The organism is Methylocapsa acidiphila B2 (assembly GCF_000427445.1).
Lineage (GTDB): Bacteria > Pseudomonadota > Alphaproteobacteria > Rhizobiales > Beijerinckiaceae > Methylocapsa > Methylocapsa acidiphila.
The window spans coordinates 3,301,741-3,318,503 of sequence record NZ_KE386496.1 but is presented as its reverse complement, the minus strand read 5'-3'; the positions used below and the strand labels follow the sequence as shown (position 1 = coordinate 3,318,503).

The 16,763-nt window shown below is 62.3% G+C and carries 15 protein-coding genes (1 of these 15 running past the window's edge); 6 read left to right on the top strand and 9 right to left on the bottom strand.

What is annotated here, in order from left to right:
• Nucleotides 1–466: the 3' portion of an IS5 family transposase gene (locus METAC_RS24440; protein ID WP_280643018.1), read on the top strand. 311 nt of this gene lie to the left of the window's left edge; 466 of the gene's 777 nt are visible here — the last part of the coding sequence; its start codon lies beyond the left edge, outside the window; it ends in the stop codon at nt 464–466.
• 64 nt (nt 467–530) lie between these two features.
• On the opposite strand, the gene METAC_RS0118335 is transcribed toward METAC_RS24440, so the two are convergent.
• From METAC_RS0118335 to METAC_RS0118290, 5 genes are all read right to left on the bottom strand, one after another.
• On the bottom strand, nt 531–3,584 hold the full coding sequence (locus METAC_RS0118335; RefSeq protein ID WP_026608145.1) for an efflux RND transporter permease subunit: 3,054 nt from the start codon (nt 3,582–3,584) through the stop codon (nt 531–533).
• On the bottom strand, nt 3,581–4,633 hold the full coding sequence (locus tag METAC_RS0118330; RefSeq protein WP_425338938.1) for an efflux RND transporter periplasmic adaptor subunit: 1,053 nt from the start codon (nt 4,631–4,633) through the stop codon (nt 3,581–3,583). The genes METAC_RS0118335 and METAC_RS0118330 overlap by 4 nt, the downstream gene beginning before the upstream one ends.
• An 889-nt stretch (nt 4,634–5,522) precedes the next feature.
• Nucleotides 5,523–6,041 (bottom strand): YqhA family protein, encoded by a 519-nt coding sequence (locus METAC_RS24435; RefSeq protein WP_051335676.1) that lies wholly within the window; start codon nt 6,039–6,041, stop codon nt 5,523–5,525.
• 167 nt (nt 6,042–6,208) lie between these two features.
• A complete protein-coding gene (locus tag METAC_RS0118300; protein ID WP_051335675.1) occupies nt 6,209–6,514 on the bottom strand; it encodes a hypothetical protein in 306 nt (101 codons plus the stop codon).
• A 344-nt stretch (nt 6,515–6,858) separates the two neighbouring features.
• A complete protein-coding gene (locus METAC_RS0118290; RefSeq protein ID WP_026608139.1) occupies nt 6,859–7,854 on the bottom strand; it encodes a 2-hydroxyacid dehydrogenase in 996 nt (331 codons plus the stop codon).
• A 541-nt stretch (nt 7,855–8,395) separates the two neighbouring features.
• On the opposite strand from METAC_RS0118290, the gene METAC_RS0118280 reads away from it, so the two are divergent.
• On the top strand, nt 8,396–8,929 hold the full coding sequence (locus METAC_RS0118280) for an SH3 domain-containing protein (RefSeq protein WP_425338925.1): 534 nt from the start codon (nt 8,396–8,398) through the stop codon (nt 8,927–8,929).
• Between the two features lie 123 nt (nt 8,930–9,052).
• On the opposite strand, the gene METAC_RS0118275 is transcribed toward METAC_RS0118280, so the two are convergent.
• The gene (locus METAC_RS0118275) at nt 9,053–9,247 is read right to left on the bottom strand and encodes a hypothetical protein (protein ID WP_036256784.1); all 195 of its coding nucleotides are present in this window, start codon (nt 9,245–9,247) and stop codon (nt 9,053–9,055) included.
• 558 nt (nt 9,248–9,805) lie between these two features.
• Here METAC_RS0118275 and METAC_RS0118265 point away from each other — a divergent pair.
• Both METAC_RS0118265 and METAC_RS0118255 read left to right on the top strand, forming a co-directional pair.
• Nucleotides 9,806–10,075: a hypothetical protein gene (locus METAC_RS0118265; protein ID WP_156898274.1), complete on the top strand. Its 270-nt coding sequence runs from the start codon at nt 9,806–9,808 to the stop codon at nt 10,073–10,075.
• 259 nt (nt 10,076–10,334) lie between these two features.
• A complete protein-coding gene (locus METAC_RS0118255) occupies nt 10,335–11,318 on the top strand; it encodes a beta-ketoacyl-ACP synthase III (protein WP_026608134.1) in 984 nt (327 codons plus the stop codon).
• 105 nt (nt 11,319–11,423) lie between these two features.
• On the opposite strand, the gene METAC_RS0118250 is transcribed toward METAC_RS0118255, so the two are convergent.
• Together METAC_RS0118250 and METAC_RS0118245 are read right to left on the bottom strand one after the other, a co-directional pair.
• A complete protein-coding gene (locus METAC_RS0118250; protein ID WP_026608133.1) occupies nt 11,424–12,203 on the bottom strand; it encodes an outer membrane protein in 780 nt (259 codons plus the stop codon).
• A 328-nt stretch (nt 12,204–12,531) separates the two neighbouring features.
• Nucleotides 12,532–13,305: an outer membrane protein gene (locus METAC_RS0118245; RefSeq protein WP_026608132.1), complete on the bottom strand. Its 774-nt coding sequence runs from the start codon at nt 13,303–13,305 to the stop codon at nt 12,532–12,534.
• 134 nt (nt 13,306–13,439) lie between these two features.
• On the opposite strand from METAC_RS0118245, the gene METAC_RS0118240 reads away from it, so the two are divergent.
• Nucleotides 13,440–14,120: an HAD family hydrolase gene (locus METAC_RS0118240; protein WP_026608131.1), complete on the top strand. Its 681-nt coding sequence runs from the start codon at nt 13,440–13,442 to the stop codon at nt 14,118–14,120.
• 31 nt (nt 14,121–14,151) lie between these two features.
• Here METAC_RS0118240 and METAC_RS0118235 read toward each other — a convergent pair whose 3' ends face one another.
• Complete coding sequence (locus METAC_RS0118235; RefSeq protein WP_026608130.1) at nt 14,152–15,048, bottom strand: trypsin-like peptidase domain-containing protein; 897 nt, start codon at nt 15,046–15,048, stop codon at nt 14,152–14,154.
• Between the two features lie 239 nt (nt 15,049–15,287).
• Between METAC_RS0118235 and zapE the strand changes: the two genes are divergently transcribed.
• A complete protein-coding gene (gene zapE / locus METAC_RS0118230) occupies nt 15,288–16,457 on the top strand; it encodes a cell division protein ZapE (protein ID WP_026608129.1) in 1,170 nt (389 codons plus the stop codon).
• Nucleotides 16,458–16,763: the final 306 nt, after the last annotated feature.

The window sequence follows — 16,763 nt, the reverse complement described above, 5'->3', positions numbered from 1 at the left end:
CCGCGAGCGCGCCGGACGGGAGGCGAGCCCTTCGGCGGGCGTTGTCGACAGCCAATCGGTCAAAGCCCCGGCGGCCGAAACTCGAGGCTACGACGCCGGCAAGAAGATCAAGGGACGCAAGCGTCACATCGCCGTAGATACAGATGGGAGGCGGCTCATGATCAATCTGACGACTGCGGACATCTCTGACTCTGCCGGCGCGCAGCAAATTCTCGACGCCATTCGCAAGCGCTGGCCGTGGGTCAGGCATTTGTTCGCCGATGGCGCCTACGACCGACGAAAGCTCATGGACAAAGCGGCGTTCAAAGATTTCGTCATCGAGATCGTGAGGCGCATCGAAAGCGATACCATAAACACAAAGACTGCTTTCCAAATTGCAGGCCCGCGAACTGACAGCCTCAAATCCACCCATCACCAATGTTCAAACCGAGACGCTGTCGGACAAACCCACGCTTGCTTCACGTGAAACATTTTTGACCGGTTCGGTCGGCGGATTGCTCACATCGTGCGCAACAAAAGCCGCCGGCCGATCAGGCGGCGGCGCCCTCTTCGCACGGCTCCTTGATCCGAAACGCCGCGACATAGAGCGCCGGCAGGACGATCAGGGTGAGCATGGTCGCCACGAATAGGCCGCCCATGATGGCGAAGGCCATCGGCCCCCAGAACACGGTGGGCGCGATTGGAATCAGGCCGAGCACGGTCGAGATCGCGGTCAGCATGATCGGTCGGAAACGGGAGAGCGTTCCCTCGACGACCGCGTCCCAGACCTGTCGCCCTTCGCGCCGCTCGGATTCGATTTGCTCGATGAGGATCACCGCATTGCGGGCGATAATCCCGATCAGGGCCAAGATGCCGAGGATCGCGACGAAGCCGATCGGCTTGCCGGAAATGAGCAGCGCCGCGACGATGCCTATGAGCCCCATCGGCACGACGGCGACGACGAGGAACAGGCGGCTGAAGCTTTGGAGCTGCGCCATCAAAAAGAAAGCCATGAGGAAGAGCATCAGCGGGATCTTGGCGAAGACCGAGGCTTGCGATTTCGCGCTTTCCTCGACCGTGCCGCCGACGTCGATGTGATGGCCGTTCGGCAGGCTCTCGCTCAGCTTCGCGACGGCCGGCGCGAGCGCCCGCACCGCGCTTTCGGGCGAGGCACCTGAGGCGACATCGGCCTGCACGGTCAGGGTCGGCACGCGCTGCCTTCGCCAGACCAGCGGATATTCCTGATCGAACTCGAAGCTCGCGACCTGGCTCAGCGGCACGGTTCGCCCATTCGGCAGAGCGATTTGCAGCGCCCGCAAGGTCGAGAGGGAGACGCGCTGCTCATCCTGCGCCCGCGCGATCACGTCGACGAGATAGATGTCATCGCGCACCTGGGTGATAGGCGTTCCGGTCATGACGCCGTTCAGCGCGTCGGCGAGCGCCCGCGAGCTCAAGCCCAGGAGCCGCGCCTGATCCTGATCGATCTTGATGCGGAGCTTTCGAGCCGGCTCGATCCAGTCGAAATTGACGCCTTTCACATGGGCGTCGGCGCCGAGCAGCTCGGCGAGGCGCAGCGCGATTGAACGCACCTGCTCGATGTCCGGCCCGCCGACCCGATATTGCACCGGCCAGCCGACCGGCGGCCCGAGCTCCAGGGGCGAGATGCGGGCGACGGCGCTCGGAAATTGCCCGGCGAGCGCCTTCTCGAGCTTTGCATGGAGCCGCTCGCGGGCCTTGGCGTCCTTGGCGACGACGACGGCCTGGGTGAAGAAATCATTGGCCAATTTGACGTCGAGCGGCAGATAGAAGCGGATCGCGCCGCGCCCCACATAGGTGCTCCAGCGCGCGACGTCGGGATCTCCCTCGAGCAGGTGATCGAAGCGCGCGGCGAGGTCGGCGCTCGCGTAGATCGAGGCGTTTTGCGGCAGAGTGAGATCGACGACGAGTTCGGGACGATCGGAGGCCGGAAAGAACTGGCGCGGCACCGAGGGCAAGGCGAAGAGGGAGGCTGCGAAACAGGCGAGCGTCGCGGCGATAGTCAGCCAGCGCCAGCGCATTGCGCGGACAAGAAACCAGCGGAAGGCGCGCACGACAGCGCCATGGCCCTTCTCCGCCGACTCGGGCCTTTTGAGAAATGCGACGCCGAGCAAGGGCGCGAAGAGCACGGCCACGAACCAGGAGACGATGAGCGCGATGGTCACGACGGCGAAAATGGAGAATGTATATTCGCCCGCAGCGCTGCGCGCGAAGCCAATCGGGACGAAGCCCGCGGCGGTCACGAAGGACCCCGTCAGCATGGGGAAAGCCAGGGTCTTATAGGCGAAAGTCGCCGCCTGCTCCTTGTTGTCGCCTTGCGCGAGGCGCGAGGTCATGACGTCGATCGTGGTCATGGCGTCGTCGACGAGAAGGCCGAGCGCGATGATCAGCGCGCCGAGCGAGATGCGCTGGAGATCGATGCCTAGCCCTTCCATGATTGGGAAGATGATGGCCATGGTCAGCGGGATGGACAGCGCGACGACGGCGCCGGCCCGCACGCCGAGGCTCACGAAGCTCACCGCCATGATGATGGCGATCGCCTGCCAGAGCGATTCCATGAACTCGCCGATGGCCGTGCTCACGACCACCGGCTGATCCGAGACGAGGATCGGCTCGACGCCGAGCGGCAGATCGGCCACCGCCTCGTCGATCGCCCTCTTGACGTTGCGGCCGAGCGTCAGAATGTCGCCGCCATTGCGCATGGCGATGGCGAGGCCGATCGCCGGCTTGCCATTGACGCGAAACATGGGCTGCGGCGGATCGGAATAGGCGCGGCGAACCTCGGCTATGTCCCGCAGCCGGATCAGCCGGCCGTTCGAGAGGAAATTGACCGCGAGAATGTCCGCTTCGGACCGGAAGGCGCCGGAGACGCGGATCGCGAGCGTCTCATTGCCGGTCTGAATCTCGCCCGCCGGGCTGACGGCGTTTTGCGCCTGAAGCGCCGCGATCAGCGCGGCGCGGTCGATCCCGAGCCCGGCCAGCTGCTTCGTCGAGAATTCGACGAAGATCTGCTCGTCCTGCGCGCCGATGATCTCGATCTTCGACACGTCCGGGACATGCAGCAGGCGCGAGCGGATGTCCTCGACATAGTCGCGCAATTCGCGATGGGTGAAGCCGTCGGCCGTGAAGCCATAGATCAGCCCGAATGTGTCGCCGAAATCATCGTTGAAGCCGGGTCCGACGACGCCCGCCGGCAAAGTGTGACGAATGTCGGCGATATTCTTGCGCACCTGATACCAGATGTCGGGAACCTCGGCGGGCCGCGTCTCGCCTTTCAGATTGACGAAAATGGTCGTGACGCCTGCGCTCGTGTAGCTGCGCAAAAAGTCTAGGCCGCGCGTCTCCTGCAATTTGCGCTCGAGCCGCTCCGTCACCTGCTTCAGCGTGTCGTCGAGCGTCGCGCCGGGCCAGGAGGCCTGGACGATCATCGTCCTGAAGGTGAAGGCGGGGTCCTCGCTGCGGCCGAGCCGGAAATAGGAGGCGAGGCCAGCAAGCGTCACGGCGATCATCATGAAAACGACGAATGACCGGTGCTTCAGCGCCCATTCGGACAGATTGAGGCCGGTCACGAAGACGATCCGAGGAGCCGGATCTTCTGACCCGGGTGAAGCGCCTGGACGCCCGCGGTCACCACGATCTCGCCGCCTTCGAGCCCGTCCGAAATCACGACCGTTCCGGGGTCGAACCGACGCACCTCCACATTGCGCAACGACACGGTGAGGCTCTCGGGATCGACGATCCAGACGGCGGGCGCGCCGCCGACATTGGTGAGCGCGCTCGCCGGCACCGAGACGCCGGCGGCGGACTCGAGCTCCATACGGCCGGTGACCGTCGCGCCCAGCCGCATGGCGGCGGGAGGATCGATGAGGCTCACCCTCACCCTGAAGGTCCGGGTGATGGGATCGGCCTGCGGATCGACCTGACGCACGCGCCCTGACGCCGTCACGGAGGGCGCGTCGGTCAAGGCCACGACGATCTTGGGGTTCGGCGGCGCCGCGCGAATGACTTGCGCCGGAACGTCGAACACGGCGTCGCGCCCGTCGTGTCGGGCGACCTGGAAGATCATTTGCCCCGCCTGCACGACCTCGCCCGACTCCGCGCCACGCGCCGTGATCGCGCCGGCGACATTGGCCTTGAGCTCGGTGAAACTGACCTGATCCTCCGCGGTCCGCAATTGCGCATGCGCGTCGTCGACCCGGGATTGGGCCGTGCGCAAATTCTGCTGCGCCTGGTCGAACAAGACACGGGTCGTGAAGCCCCGCTCCATGAGATGGTTTTGACGGTCGAAATTATTGCGCGCCTCCACCAGCTGGCCTTGCGCCGCGGAGAGTGCGGCCTGGGCCGAGCGCAGGGCGTTCACCTCGTTCTTGGAGTCAAGCCTGGCCAAGATCTGATCGGGCTCGACGTGATCGCCCACTCCGGCCAGGCGCTCGATGATCCGGCCGCCGATGCGGAAGGAAAGAGCCGCCTCGTTCTCGGCTTGAATCTGGCCTGTCAGCGCCACGAGCTCGCCGATCGCGCCTTTCTCGGTCGTGACGGTCCGGACTGGACGCGCTTGCGGCGGCTTGGTTTCATTGTCCTGCTTGCAGGCGGCGAGCAGCAAGAGGATCGCTGGCAAAATCAGGAGCGCGCGGAGGCGGCGCGGCGGCTCGATCTCGCGTTCGAATTCGGAAGGGTCCAAGGCGCCGTCCTTCAAGTCCATCCGCACGCAGAGCTCAACGAGCCGTCAACGTTCCCCGCTCAGCGAATTTTCACAAGCATGCGCAAAGTCAATTCGGAGAGCAGCGCCAATTTATGGCTTTGCTCTCCGATGAGCCGAGTCGACATAGACAAGATCATTGCGCCTTGACGGTCGGGCACTGTCTGATCCCCGGAGGCTTAGAGCGCCTTTCGGCCGAATGAAGCCCTTCGGCCGATAGCCGTTCAAAAGCTAAAGCAAATTACTGCTGTGGCTTGGCCTTGCGAAGTTGCGCCTTCTTGGCGCGACGCCGGGAGCGACGGCTCCAAAAACTGTTGGGACGCGACCGACGATGATTGCGCGACGAGGTGCGGGCGCCAGGACGCGCCATCGGCTCGTGCGGCGCAGCCGGAGTTTCCGGCGCGGCCAGGGCTTCCGACGCGACCGCGCCCACAAGCGCCGACGCGGCGCCGATCGCAAACAGACCGTTCAAGAAAGAGCGGCGAGAAATCATATTATAATACCCCTTTTTCGCTGGAACTCAGGCTTTCCTCACATCAAGCCGCTTTTTGATTTCTTTTCGTCGAGGACTTGTCGACCGAGACGACGAGGTCTCAATCGCAACCGGCGCGGGCGACGCTCGCGTCCGATTTGCTAAAGCAGCTAGCTTTCTGACTGAACGCGAATGCAGCCGGCGAATGAATGCGCAAGAAAGCCGCTTCGCGATCTGCCGCCGCCTTGTCTCGGCCGCATCAGAAAGCTGAAGCTTAAAGGAAAGCCGCAATGTGGACAAGATCGTCGCGCCGCGCCGGCGAGCAGAGACGCGGAGTCAATGGTCCGCGCGCGCTCTGGCCTCGCTCATCCGATCGGCCGCCGCGACTACGAGCATGACCACCGCAAAGGCGATCATCGTTCCGATCAACCAGGCGAAAGTGACGGTGTCGGCCGTATGGTCGATGTCCATGAACCACTCCAGCACATGAACCGCGCTGATCGCCACGATCGAGCCAAGCAGCTTCTGCTTCAGCAAGGAGAACCCTATGCTGGTCAGACCGTGCGGCATATCGGGATGGTCGGACGGATCAATCGGCCGGACGAAATTCTCATAGCTCGACCAGATCACGATCAAGGTGAGATTGGCCGCGAGCGATAGATCGACGAGGCCGAGAACGCTGACGAGAGCGTCGGAATTGGGAAGACCGCGGAGCTGCCACACGAATTCCACGAGCTTCACGAGAAATTTATAGAGAAGCCCAATCAAGCCGAGGATGAGCCCGAGAATAAAGGGCGCCGCCAACCAACGGCTATTGAAGACGATGGAATCGAAGCCGCGTTCGAATCTGTTCATGCCGGTCGGCGCCTCGTGTGGCGATCAAGAACTCTGGCGATCGATTATGAGACCGATCGAGATCGCGGCGGAGGCCGCCCTCGTCCTTCCAGACGCGCGCGGAGAAATGCCGCGCTATTGACGCGGCCTCCCCTCACGGCAAATCGGGCTCGAGCTCGAGCGGATGATCAGTTGCAGACCTGCACGCGAGTCCAGACGTAGGCGTAGCCGTTCCAAACTTGCTGCGGCTGAAGCCAGCAGCGCGGGGGCGGAGGCGCGTAGACCGGCTCGTAATAATAGGGCGGCGGGGGCGGCGGAGGCGCGCTTGCAATGGCGCTTCCGGCGATCGCGCCGAGCGCCATGCCGCCGATAATGCCGGCCGCCACGGCGCCGCCGTCCTGGGCCCGAGCCGGAGCCGAGACTGCTCCCATCAAAGCAATGCTCAAGCCGAGCGCCATGCCGGCCCTGAGCGCATTTCCGATGATCGTCGACATGCCTTGTTCCTTCCCGCGAGCCGCAGCCGGCCCATCTGGTGGAGATGCGATAGTACCCAACGGGATCGCCGCGATGTCAAGGCTGTGGAAGCCCTCTCGGCGGCCTCGATCCGGCGGCGAATGTGAAGCGAAAATTTTAATTATTCTTGCAATGCGGCGAGAAAGCGGATCGCTGCGCGAGATCTGGAGCATGATGACGAATAATGGGCGCCGGCTTTTCGCCTGCATTCGCCCGATTTTTCCGGAAGCGGCCGCAATAATCTAAAAATGCAAAAGACCATATCTTGTCGATCGGCGAATATTTGCTTTCATCATTCATCTAAGCTCAATTGGACTTGCGCGATTCAAAGCATAGCCGGCAGGACGCGGTCGGGCGGACGGTGACCGTCCATGAAGGTCTTGACGTTGATAATGACCTTCTCGCCCATGTCGATGCGCCCTTCGGTCGTCGCCGATCCCATATGCGGCAGAAGCGTGACCTTTCCGGCATTCGAGAGCTTAATAAGCTTTGGCGACACGGCGGGCTCGTGCTCGAAAACGTCGAGCCCGGCGCCGGCGAGCTCGCCCGCCTCGAGCATGCGCGTGAGGGCGTTCTCATCGATGATTTCACCGCGCGCCGTGTTGATGAGGATCGCGTGGGGGCGCAGATATTTCAGGCGGCGCGCCGACAGCAGATGATAGGTCGCGGGCGTGTGCGGACAATTGACCGACACGATGTCCATGCGGGCGAGCATCTGGTCGAGCGATTCCCAATAGGTCGCCTCCAGCGCCTCCTCGATCGAGGCCGCGACATGCCTGCGGTTATGATAATGAATTTGCAGCCCGAAGGCGCGGGCGCGATGGGCGACCGCCTGGCCAATGCGGCCCATTCCGACGATGCCCAGCCGCTTGCCGGTGATGCGGCGTCCGAGCATCCATGTCGGCGACCATCCGGCCCAATGTCCGGCCGGGATGGCCCTGGCGCCTTCGACGACCCGGCGCGCGACGGCGAGAATGAGCGCGATCGTCATATCGGCCGTGTCTTCGGTCAGGACGCCCGGCGTGTTTGTGACCGTCATGCCGCGGCCCAAAGCCGCAGGCACGTCGATATTGTCCACCCCGGTGCCGAAATTGGCGATGAGCTTCAACTGCTCTCCGGCAAGGGCGATGAGCTCGGCGTCGATCCGATCGGTGACCGTCGGCACGAGCACGTCCGCCGAACGCAAGGCGGCGGCGATCTCGTTGCGCGACATCGGCTTGTCTTCGATGTTGAGCCTGGCGTCGAAAAGCTCGCACATGCGCGTTTCGACGACATCGGGCAATTTACGCGTTACGACAACGAGCGGTTTCTTCCGGCCCATCTTGTATCTGGTCCTCCCGACTTATCCCGCGCAGGTCCGGATTTCGGCGGAACCGCGCAGGCGCGAGCCGCTCGGCGCGGCCTGCCGGTCGAGGCGACGAGTCGCCCGATCGATCCGGTCTTCACCCGACTTTAACGTTGGCCAATGCAGAAGATCGAGCGATTTCCATCTACGCGCCAGTCGCGGCCTCTGTAGCAGATGGCCGGCCAAAGACAAGAACGCCGCCCCCCTTTCGCCGAGCGACGCCGGGCCGCTATGCGACCCGAACGGCGGCCGGACGGGAATGTAAACGACGCAGGGGGACGAAAAAATGGCTGCAGACTTCCGCGCGCCATATCTCGATCCTTTCGATGACGGCGGCGACGCAAACGACCGGCGGCGTCTCGCGCGGGCCACGAGGAAAGTTTCGAAATCATTGGTTTGAAATATGCTCTGCTCGAAAGATACGATCAATTTTTTCAAGGCATTCTCTTCTCCGCCCCGGACCGGCGCCGCTCCGGGGCGCCGGCTAGAGAAGACAATAATTGGAATGGCTCGCCGAATGATTCGCAACGTTCCTGCCTGGTCGTCCTTGGGTCGGTCCTTCGCCCTAGCTGCCTGCGTCGCGTCCATGGGCCTCGCGGCCCAGGCCGAGCAAATCGGCTCCGCGAGCGGCCTGTCGGTGCCGCGCTATGTGAGCTTGAAATCGGATCGGGTGAATTTGCACGAAGGCCCCTCGAAGGACCATCGGACCACCTGGGTTTTTCAGCGCGCCGGGCTTCCCGTCGAGATCACGGCCGAATTCGAGACATGGCGCAAGGTCCGCGACTCGGAAGGGGCCGAAGGCTGGGTCTTGCATTCTCTCCTGTCGGGTCGAAGAACGGCGCTCGTCGCGCCCTGGAAAAAGGGAATCGATTCCGCGCTTCATGAAAAAGCGAGCGCGCAATCCGCGACGATCGCAAAACTGCAACCCAATGTCATCGCCAATGTCCGCAGCTGCGACGGGACCTGGTGCCGCGTCAGCATCGACAGTTTCAGCGGCTATCTTCAGCAATCCGACCTTTGGGGGGTCTATCCAAATGAAAAGATCGACTGAACGTCGGTTTTTTCAGCCCCTGAGGAGACGAATCAGCCCCCAGTAAGAATTTAAAGAGCGTGCGACTGGGCGAAAGGCCAGGTCGATTCGGAGCGCCGAATCGACCTGGCCAGATCAAAGGCGTCAGGTGCGGTTGGTCAGACGTGTCCAACTATTGCGGATGAAAACCGACAAAGCCTTGACCCAGCGTTCGACAATATCCCAGTTGACCACGGGACGCTCGGCCGATCCCTCCGGCCCGCTGGTGTTCCGAACCGAATCCGCGATATAGGCCGCGCCGACAGTAAGAATGATGCCGAGGATTATTCCCAAGAACATGCGGATCGTGCCTTTCCCGTCCAGAGCGATTTGCAAGACGAGACTGGAGAGTATCTTTCGTGGCCAATAGGGGTCAAGCCGACCGGATCAGCTGACGCGCCTTTCCCACCGGAACGGAACAGGCGCGCTCGAGCAGCGAGACTCCGCTCGGCTCAGCCTGAAGCGCCTTACACATGAATTGGCGTCTCGAAGGACGAGATAGGCGCATAAGCTGACGCCTAACTTGATTCGAAGCAAGCGCCGTAATTGCCGATGAAAGATAGGGGACTTCGCGAATTTCGAGCATTCTCGAGCGGTTTTTTGAATTGCGCGGCTTTGCGCCGCGCCGTCCGGCCGGCGCAAAGCGGACCGAACGAGGAACAGGATGCCGAATGACCGCGTTATACAGCCGGACGAGAAGCGCAGCTGCGGCGCGGCGATTTCAATAGATTCAATAGAATCGTAAGGGGACGAGCCGTTTCCCGGCAGCGGGGCCGCTCGCCGCGCAGCGAAGCCCGAGACCGGCATGACTTCGTTTCCGGAAGCATGAGTTCCAGACAAATGGATGCGAGGCCTTTCATGGCGAGCGAAATCCGATCCAGCGCAGAACTTCAGGCCGTGTGCCTGCAGGCGTTGAAAAAGTGCCGCGGCTTCGAATTGGTCCATGAAGTTCTGGTCCAGCCGAGAGAGAATGCGGTCGGCCGCGCGAACTGGACCTTGGCCGCCGTACGGCCGAGAGTGGCCAATGACGTCTTGCGCGAGGCTCGGGCGGTCATCGCCGGTCTGCAGGAAAGCTACCTCTTGAACATCAGCGAATCGCCGGATCCGAAAGCCGCGCCGCGCCGGTGAGCGCGCGGGGCCGCGCGCAAGGATTGTTTCATATTTTAACGATATATGATTGCTCGATCCCCATTTCGCCGAGGAGATCGACCGACGCGCGCTGGCCAATCGCGTCGTTTCGGCTTATCGCTAGCGTGACGGCGTAAGCGAGCGATGCGCAGCCGTAATCCGCGCTCGGGGACTGGCGCATTCGCTGACAGCAGACGCGAGCCGTTTCCCCGGCCTTCCCAATATGTTCGGCTCCGCGGTTGCAAGAGAGGCCAGGGTTTTGACATTCGCCCATATTCTCGGGACCGGAGCCTATGCCCCGAAGCGAATTCTGACGAATCGAGATCTCGAAAACATGGTCGCCACGTCCGACGCCTGGATCAGCGAGCGGACCGGCATCAAGGAGCGCCGGATCGCCGCCGAAGGGGAGGTCACCTCGGACATGGCGGTCATCGCCGCTCGCCACGCTCTAGCGATGGCCGGTTGCAGGGCCGAGGATCTCGACATGATTCTCGTCGCCACTATTTCGGCGGACATGCCTTTGCCCTCCTGCGCGGTCATCGTTCAAGCCAAGCTCGGCGCAACGCGCGCCTTCGCTTTCGATCTATCCGCCGCTTGCGCCGGTTCGCTTTACGGCCTCAGCATCGCCGCGCAATTCATCCAGACCGGCCAGGCGAAACGCGTGCTGGTCGTCGGCGCGGAGCTTTTGAGCCGCCTCGTCGATTGGACGGACCGCAACACCTGCGTCCTCTTCGGCGACGCCGCCGGCGCCATGGTCCTGGGACCGTCCCCCGAGCCCGGACGAGGCCTGATCTCGACCCATCTCCACTCGGACGGCACGGCGGCGGGAATCCTGTCGATCCCCGGCGGCGGCAGCCAAAACCCCCAATCCGAGGACGTTCTCGCCAGAAACATGCACAAGATCTCGATGAACGGGCGCGAGATCTATAAATTCGCGGTTCGCGTTCTGCCTGACGTCATTCGCGAAGCGCTCGACGCAAATGGGCTGACGGTCGCCGACATCGACCACATCGTATCCCATCAAGCCAATGCGCGAATCGTCGAATCCGTGTTGGAGCGGCTCGGAATCCCGCTTGAGAAATGTTGGCTCAATCTCGATCGCTACGGCAATACGTCGAGCGCCTCGCTGCCGATCTCGCTCGACGAGGCGAATCGGGCCGGGCGGCTGAAGAAAGGCGACCTGATCGCAATGATGGCGATCGGCGCCGGAATGGCCTGGGGCAGCGCCCTGATGCGCTGGTAGGCGACCAGTCCGGATTTGAGAATCGCATTCAAGCGAAAGCGAAAGCGGCGCGCAAAAAAAGACGCCGCGCTTTCGCGCGGCGTCCCATCATCACGAAGGATGATCTCAGTATTTGGCGACGACCGGAGCCGGAGCGCCGAAGAGGTCGAACTTGTAGTTGAAGCCGGCGCGGATGATCGCGACCGAGTCCTGGAAGCGGCCGTTAGCCTGGCCAAGGTAGGAATAATAAGAGCTGTTGAGCGGAACCGTGCTGGTGCCAAGATTCGCGTAAAGCGCCTCGCCCTTGATGGTCCAGTTCGGGGTGATGGCATATTCCACGCCGAGGCCGGCGACCCAACCAATTTTGGTCGTGCTGGAGTTCCATTCGTAGTTGTAATAGCCACTGTAAAAGGCGTCGCTGTAACCGCGGCTGTGGCTTCCGTTGCCATAGGCGACGCCGGCGGTGAAGTAGAGCAACGTGCGGTCGACGGCGAGACCGATGCGGCCGCGGGTCGTCCCGAGCCAGTTCAGACGGGCCTCGTCGTAGTAAGAGTCGCCGTAGTGATCATACGCATAAATGTTCTTCTTGTTGGTGAGGCCGCTGAAATCGGTCTCCAGGCCGTAGACGAAGCTGCCGGTCTGGAAGTTGATGCCGATCTGGCCGCCGCCAATCAAGCCCTGGGTCTGATCCTGGCGAGAAGAGCCGTAATCAAAGTACCCGGCGTCGGTGAAGGTGTGGTAGCCCTGAGCATAGCCGAGCGTGCCGCCGATATAGATGCCCGTCCAGGTGAAGGCCGGCGGCGGGATGTAGACCGGCGGTGGCGCGCGGGAGGGCAGGTCCGCCGCGAGGGCGGTGGTGGAGAGGGCGGCTATCGCAGCCGTCGAAAGAAGGAATTTGCGGATCATTGTCGGGCCCCTTGGATGTAATAGGTTGGCGGAATTAGAAATGCCCTGACGCGCCTGATCACGCAACAGCAGAATGGCTGTCCACCATCCATTTGCTGGAACTGTGTCAAAAATACACCAAATGTGGAGCGGGCCCCGCGGAATCGATTCCGCAATAAACGGCAAACCGCCGAAGCCGCTGACTCGACGGCCGACGTCTTGGGACTCCAGTAGTCGGCGTCGAGGGCATGATGCGGCGGAGTCGCATCAAGAAAATGTGAACGCCCAGCACAAAAAGAAAGACGCCGCGCGGATGCGCGGCGTCCCGATAAAATTAAAGACGACGATCTCAATATTTGGCGACGACCGGAGCCGGCGCGCCGAAGAGGTCGAACTTGTAGTTGAAGCCCGCGCGAATGATCGCCACAGAATCCTGGAAGCGGGCATTGTACTGCGAGCTGTAGTTGTAGGACGATTGGAGGTTCGTCGTGGTGCTGCCGAGATTGGCGTAAAGGGCCTCGCCCTTGATTGTCCAATTCGGGGTGACGGCATATTCGAGGCCGAGGCCCGCGACCCAACCGATCTTGGTCGTGCTGGAATTCCAATCGTGGTAAGAATAGCCCTCGCCAAAATAGTTCGCGCCGCGGCTGTCGCTGAAGTTTCCATAGGCGACGCCCGCCGTGAAGTAGAGCAAGGTGCGGTCGACCGCGAGACCGATGCGGCCGCGAGTCGTGCCAAGCCAGTTGATTTTGTGCGTGTCGTAATATTGGTCGTAGTAGCTGTAATAGGCGTTGTTGGTGCTCTTGTTGGTGAGGCCGCTGAAGTCGGTCTCGAGGCCGTACACGAAGCTGCCCGTCTGGAAATTGATGCCGATCTGGCCGCCGCCGATGAAGCCCTGGCTTTGATCCTGGCGCGTGCTCCCATAGTCATAGTAGCCGACGTCGGTGTAGTTATGGAAGCCTTCCGCATAGCCGACCGTGCCGCCGATATAGACGCCGGTCCAGGTGAAGGCCGGCGGCGGGATATAGACCGGCGGCGGCGCGCGGGAGGGCAGGTCCGCCGCGAGAGCGGTGGTCGAAAGCGCGGTTATCGCCGCCGTGGAAAGTAGAAATTTGCGGATCATCGTCGGTCCCCTTGGATGTAATAAGCTTGCCGAATTAGAAATGCCCTGAGGCGCCTGATCACGCAACAGCAGAATGACAGTCCGCCATCCATTTGCTGGAACTGTGTCAAAAATACACCAAATGTGGAGCGACGATGATACCGACCCCTCTCGAAGCCGTCATATTCGACATGGACGGGCTGCTGCTCGACACCGAGGCGCTCTATCGAACCGCGATTTTCGAAGCTTGCGCGCTCGTTGGGCATGAGATGGCGGACGCGCTGCATCGGAGCTTCATCGGGACGCCGAAAGAGACCAGCGCCGCGCTGATGAAAGCGCATTTCGGCCCGGATTTTCCGCTGCAGGATTATTACCGGCACTGCCACGCCGCCTTCGAGCGACTCAGTGAAACCGGCGTCCCTCTGAAGCCCGGCGCGCGCGATCTTCTCGTCTTCCTCAAAGAGCGTGGGGTGCCGAGGGGAGTCGCGACGTCATCGGATCGGGCGCCGGCGGAGGATCATCTGGAGCGCGCGGGCGTGCGCGACCTGCTCGACGTCGTCGTCGCCCGCACCGACGTCGCCGTCGGCAAGCCCCATCCTGAGACATTCCTCGCCGCGGCGGGTCGGCTCGGCGCGAATCCGACGCGCTGTCTCGCGCTCGAAGATTCATACAATGGCGTGCGCGCCGCGAGCGCCGCCGGTATGGCGACGATTATGGTGCCCGACATGCTTGCGCCAACCGACGAGATCAGGTCGCTTTGCGTCGGCGTCTTGGATAGCCTCGGCCAAGTCCTCGATGCGCTGGAAAACACGCGGCGCGATCTCGCGATCGAGTGAGAAACTCTAAACGCGCCGACGGCCGTGGTCTCTATTTTGAGACGACGACCTTCGCGGCGGCGGCCATGACAGCCTTCTTGAAGGCGCCCTCAATCGTCACGGCGAAATTGTAATGGGTTGTCGAGAAGGGCGCCGAACGGAACGGCTTGTTGCTGCGCCAGCCGACGAGGATCGCGCCGACGACCGGATCGCCCGAGCCGATGATGACCGCGCCGCCAGACGCGCCATCCCCCGTCTCGCAGTCGAAGGAAAATTCCCGGGTTCCTTCGGCTCCAACGGTCAATTGATCGCGGAGCGCGCATTTCTCCATCGAAAGCCGGCGGCCTTCGCCCCAGTCGATATGGCCGCGAGCGACGAATTCGACCGGCATGTTCGGACGCTCCGCCTCCGCCAGCCCATAAGGCGTCACCCCATCGACCGGATGCTTGAGGCGCGCCACCGCCCAGTCATGAACCGCCTCGATCGCGTAAGGATTGGTGCTGCCGGCGACGATCGAGCCCGAATCGATCGGCGTGCGAATCTGCTTGCCGTCCGATTCGATCACAAAGAAGCATGTCCTCGCGCGCGGCGCGCCTCTTTCATCAAAGAAGACATGCGCCGCCGTCGTCACGATATCGTCGGTCAGGGTGAGTTGGCCCGCGCCATGCGCGGCGCCACATTCGATCAGGCCGGAGGCCGTGAATTTACGGCGAAGCTCGACGGCGTCTAGCTTTTGCTCGGCGGCAAAATCCTCGACGCTGCGCCGGCTGTTGCGGCCAAAAACCACCACAGGGGTGACCTCGGCGTCAACGAAGGTCGGCGTTTTGGGGAGCGGCGCATGCTCGAGAAAGGGAGCCGCCGAAACCTGGCTCGAAAGTCCAAATTGGCCCCAAATTCCAAAAAGAAACGCGCAACCCAACGCGGCGCGGATCCCGCCTTTATGGCGCATCCAACGGCACTCCTCATTCTTCAGCGAAGCCACCATAGGTTCCCGCCCAAGCGTTAAGCAAGCTTTACAAAAACGTATTTTCCGATTGCGAAAACAAAAAGGCGGGATTTCGACCAACTCGGATCGCCTTTACAAAGCAAATCCCACGCCGCCCTGACGAAAAGGTAGATTTGCCCATCCAGCCAAATTAGACAGGCTTTTTTTCGCGCGTGGCCGCGCCGCTTTCGAATGAGGCTCAGGTGCCGAACTTGCTTTTCGATCGATACGCCGAAAAAGCGAAACGAGGCGACATCGACCGCGACAAGGGGCAAGAGCTCGTCCTGGCCAAGCTCGACAAATTGCGGCGCGCGCTCGACGTCTCCGACAGGCGCAGACCGCCTCTCCTCCGCCGCCTGCTAGGTCGGAAACGCAACGACGAGCCGCTCCGCGGCCTCTACATCTGGGGCGGCGTCGGGCGCGGCAAAACCATGTTGATGGACCTGTTTTTCGAGGCCGCGCCGTGGCCGCGCAAGCGCCGCGTCCATTTTCACGCTTTCATGGCCGAGGTTCACGCCAGTCTCAAGACTCTGCGGGAAGCCTCGCGATCCACCGCCAGGGCGGATCAGCCGATCGCGGCGGTCGCCGACGCCATCGCGGAGAGGAGCCTGCTCATCTGCTTCGACGAGTTTCGCGTGACCGACATCACGGATGCGATGATCCTCGGGCGTCTCTTTTCCGCTCTCTTCGAACGCGGCGCGGTCGTGGTGGCGACCTCGAACGTCACGCCCGGCGATCTCTACAAGGATGGGCTCAATCGCGCGCTTTTCCTCCCCTTTATCTCCATCATCGAGGCGAGGATGGAGGTCGTGCGGCTCGAGGCCCGCACCGATTTCCGACTCGAGAAGCTCCGCGACCGCGCCGTCTATCATGTGCCGCCGAACGCCAAATCGAACGCCGCGCTGACGAGCGCCTTTGAAGCGCTGACGGGCCAGGCGCGTGGCGCGCCCCTCTCTCTCGACGTGCTCGGCCGCAAGCTCGTCGCGCCGGAAGCTTGCGCCAATGTCGCCCGGTTTTCCTTCGCCGATCTATGTTCGTCGGCGCTCGGACCCGCGGATTATCTCGCCGTCGCGCGAGAATTCCACACGATCGTCCTGGACGCCATCCCCGTGCTCGACGCGGCCCGGCGCGACGAAGCGCGCCGTTTCATCACGCTGATCGACGCGCTCTATGACCAGCATGTGAAGCTCATCGCCTCCGCCGAAGCGGAGCCGGCCAGTCTCTATCGCGGGGCGGAGGGGCGCGAGGCCTTTGAATTCGCGCGAACGGCGTCGCGCCTCGCGGAAATGCGCTCAGCCGCCTATCTCGCCCTTCCGCACGGCGCGCCGAATTCAGCGGGCTCGGGCGACGCGAGCGGCCTCGTCGAAACCTGATCGACAGGCGCCCGCGCCCCCCCTTTCGATCGCGGCGAATTGGCCCGACCGCGCCGCGAAAGAGCTAGCCGTCTCGGCCGAGTTCGGCTACCATGAATCATCAAGTCGAATCCGTGGCGCGTTTCTCGAAATTCAGCATCGAAAAGCGCTTCACCAACTGACCGGCATGTTTTAACATGCAGAATTCAAGGGCTTTTCCTCGAAGCTCGGGCCTGCTCCTTCCTCGGCCCATCCCCCCACTTTATTTTTGCGCTTCATCCAGGTTGAACAAACTTTCGCGATTCATGCAGAATCTTCGGCCGATCC

What these genes read in the sequence shown, in the direction of transcription:
- METAC_RS24435 (WP_051335676.1), bottom strand. Translation starts at nt 6,041, where the DNA reads ATGAACAGATTCGAACGCGGCTTCGATTCCATCGTCTTCAATAGCCGT.
- METAC_RS0118300 (WP_051335675.1), bottom strand. Translation starts at nt 6,514, where the DNA reads ATGTCGACGATCATCGGAAATGCGCTCAGGGCCGGCATGGCGCTCGGC.
- METAC_RS0118290 (WP_026608139.1), bottom strand. Translation starts at nt 7,854, where the DNA reads ATGGGCCGGAAGAAACCGCTCGTTGTCGTAACGCGTAAATTGCCCGAT.
- METAC_RS0118280 (WP_425338925.1), top strand. Translation starts at nt 8,396, where the DNA reads ATGATTCGCAACGTTCCTGCCTGGTCGTCCTTGGGTCGGTCCTTCGCC.
- METAC_RS0118275 (WP_036256784.1), bottom strand. Translation starts at nt 9,247, where the DNA reads ATGTTCTTGGGAATAATCCTCGGCATCATTCTTACTGTCGGCGCGGCC.
- METAC_RS0118265 (WP_156898274.1), top strand. Translation starts at nt 9,806, where the DNA reads ATGGCGAGCGAAATCCGATCCAGCGCAGAACTTCAGGCCGTGTGCCTG.
- METAC_RS0118250 (WP_026608133.1), bottom strand. Translation starts at nt 12,203, where the DNA reads ATGATCCGCAAATTCCTTCTTTCGACGGCTGCGATAGCCGCCCTCTCC.
- METAC_RS0118245 (WP_026608132.1), bottom strand. Translation starts at nt 13,305, where the DNA reads ATGATCCGCAAATTTCTACTTTCCACGGCGGCGATAACCGCGCTTTCG.
- METAC_RS0118240 (WP_026608131.1), top strand. Translation starts at nt 13,440, where the DNA reads ATGATACCGACCCCTCTCGAAGCCGTCATATTCGACATGGACGGGCTG.
- METAC_RS0118235 (WP_026608130.1), bottom strand. Translation starts at nt 15,048, where the DNA reads ATGCGCCATAAAGGCGGGATCCGCGCCGCGTTGGGTTGCGCGTTTCTT.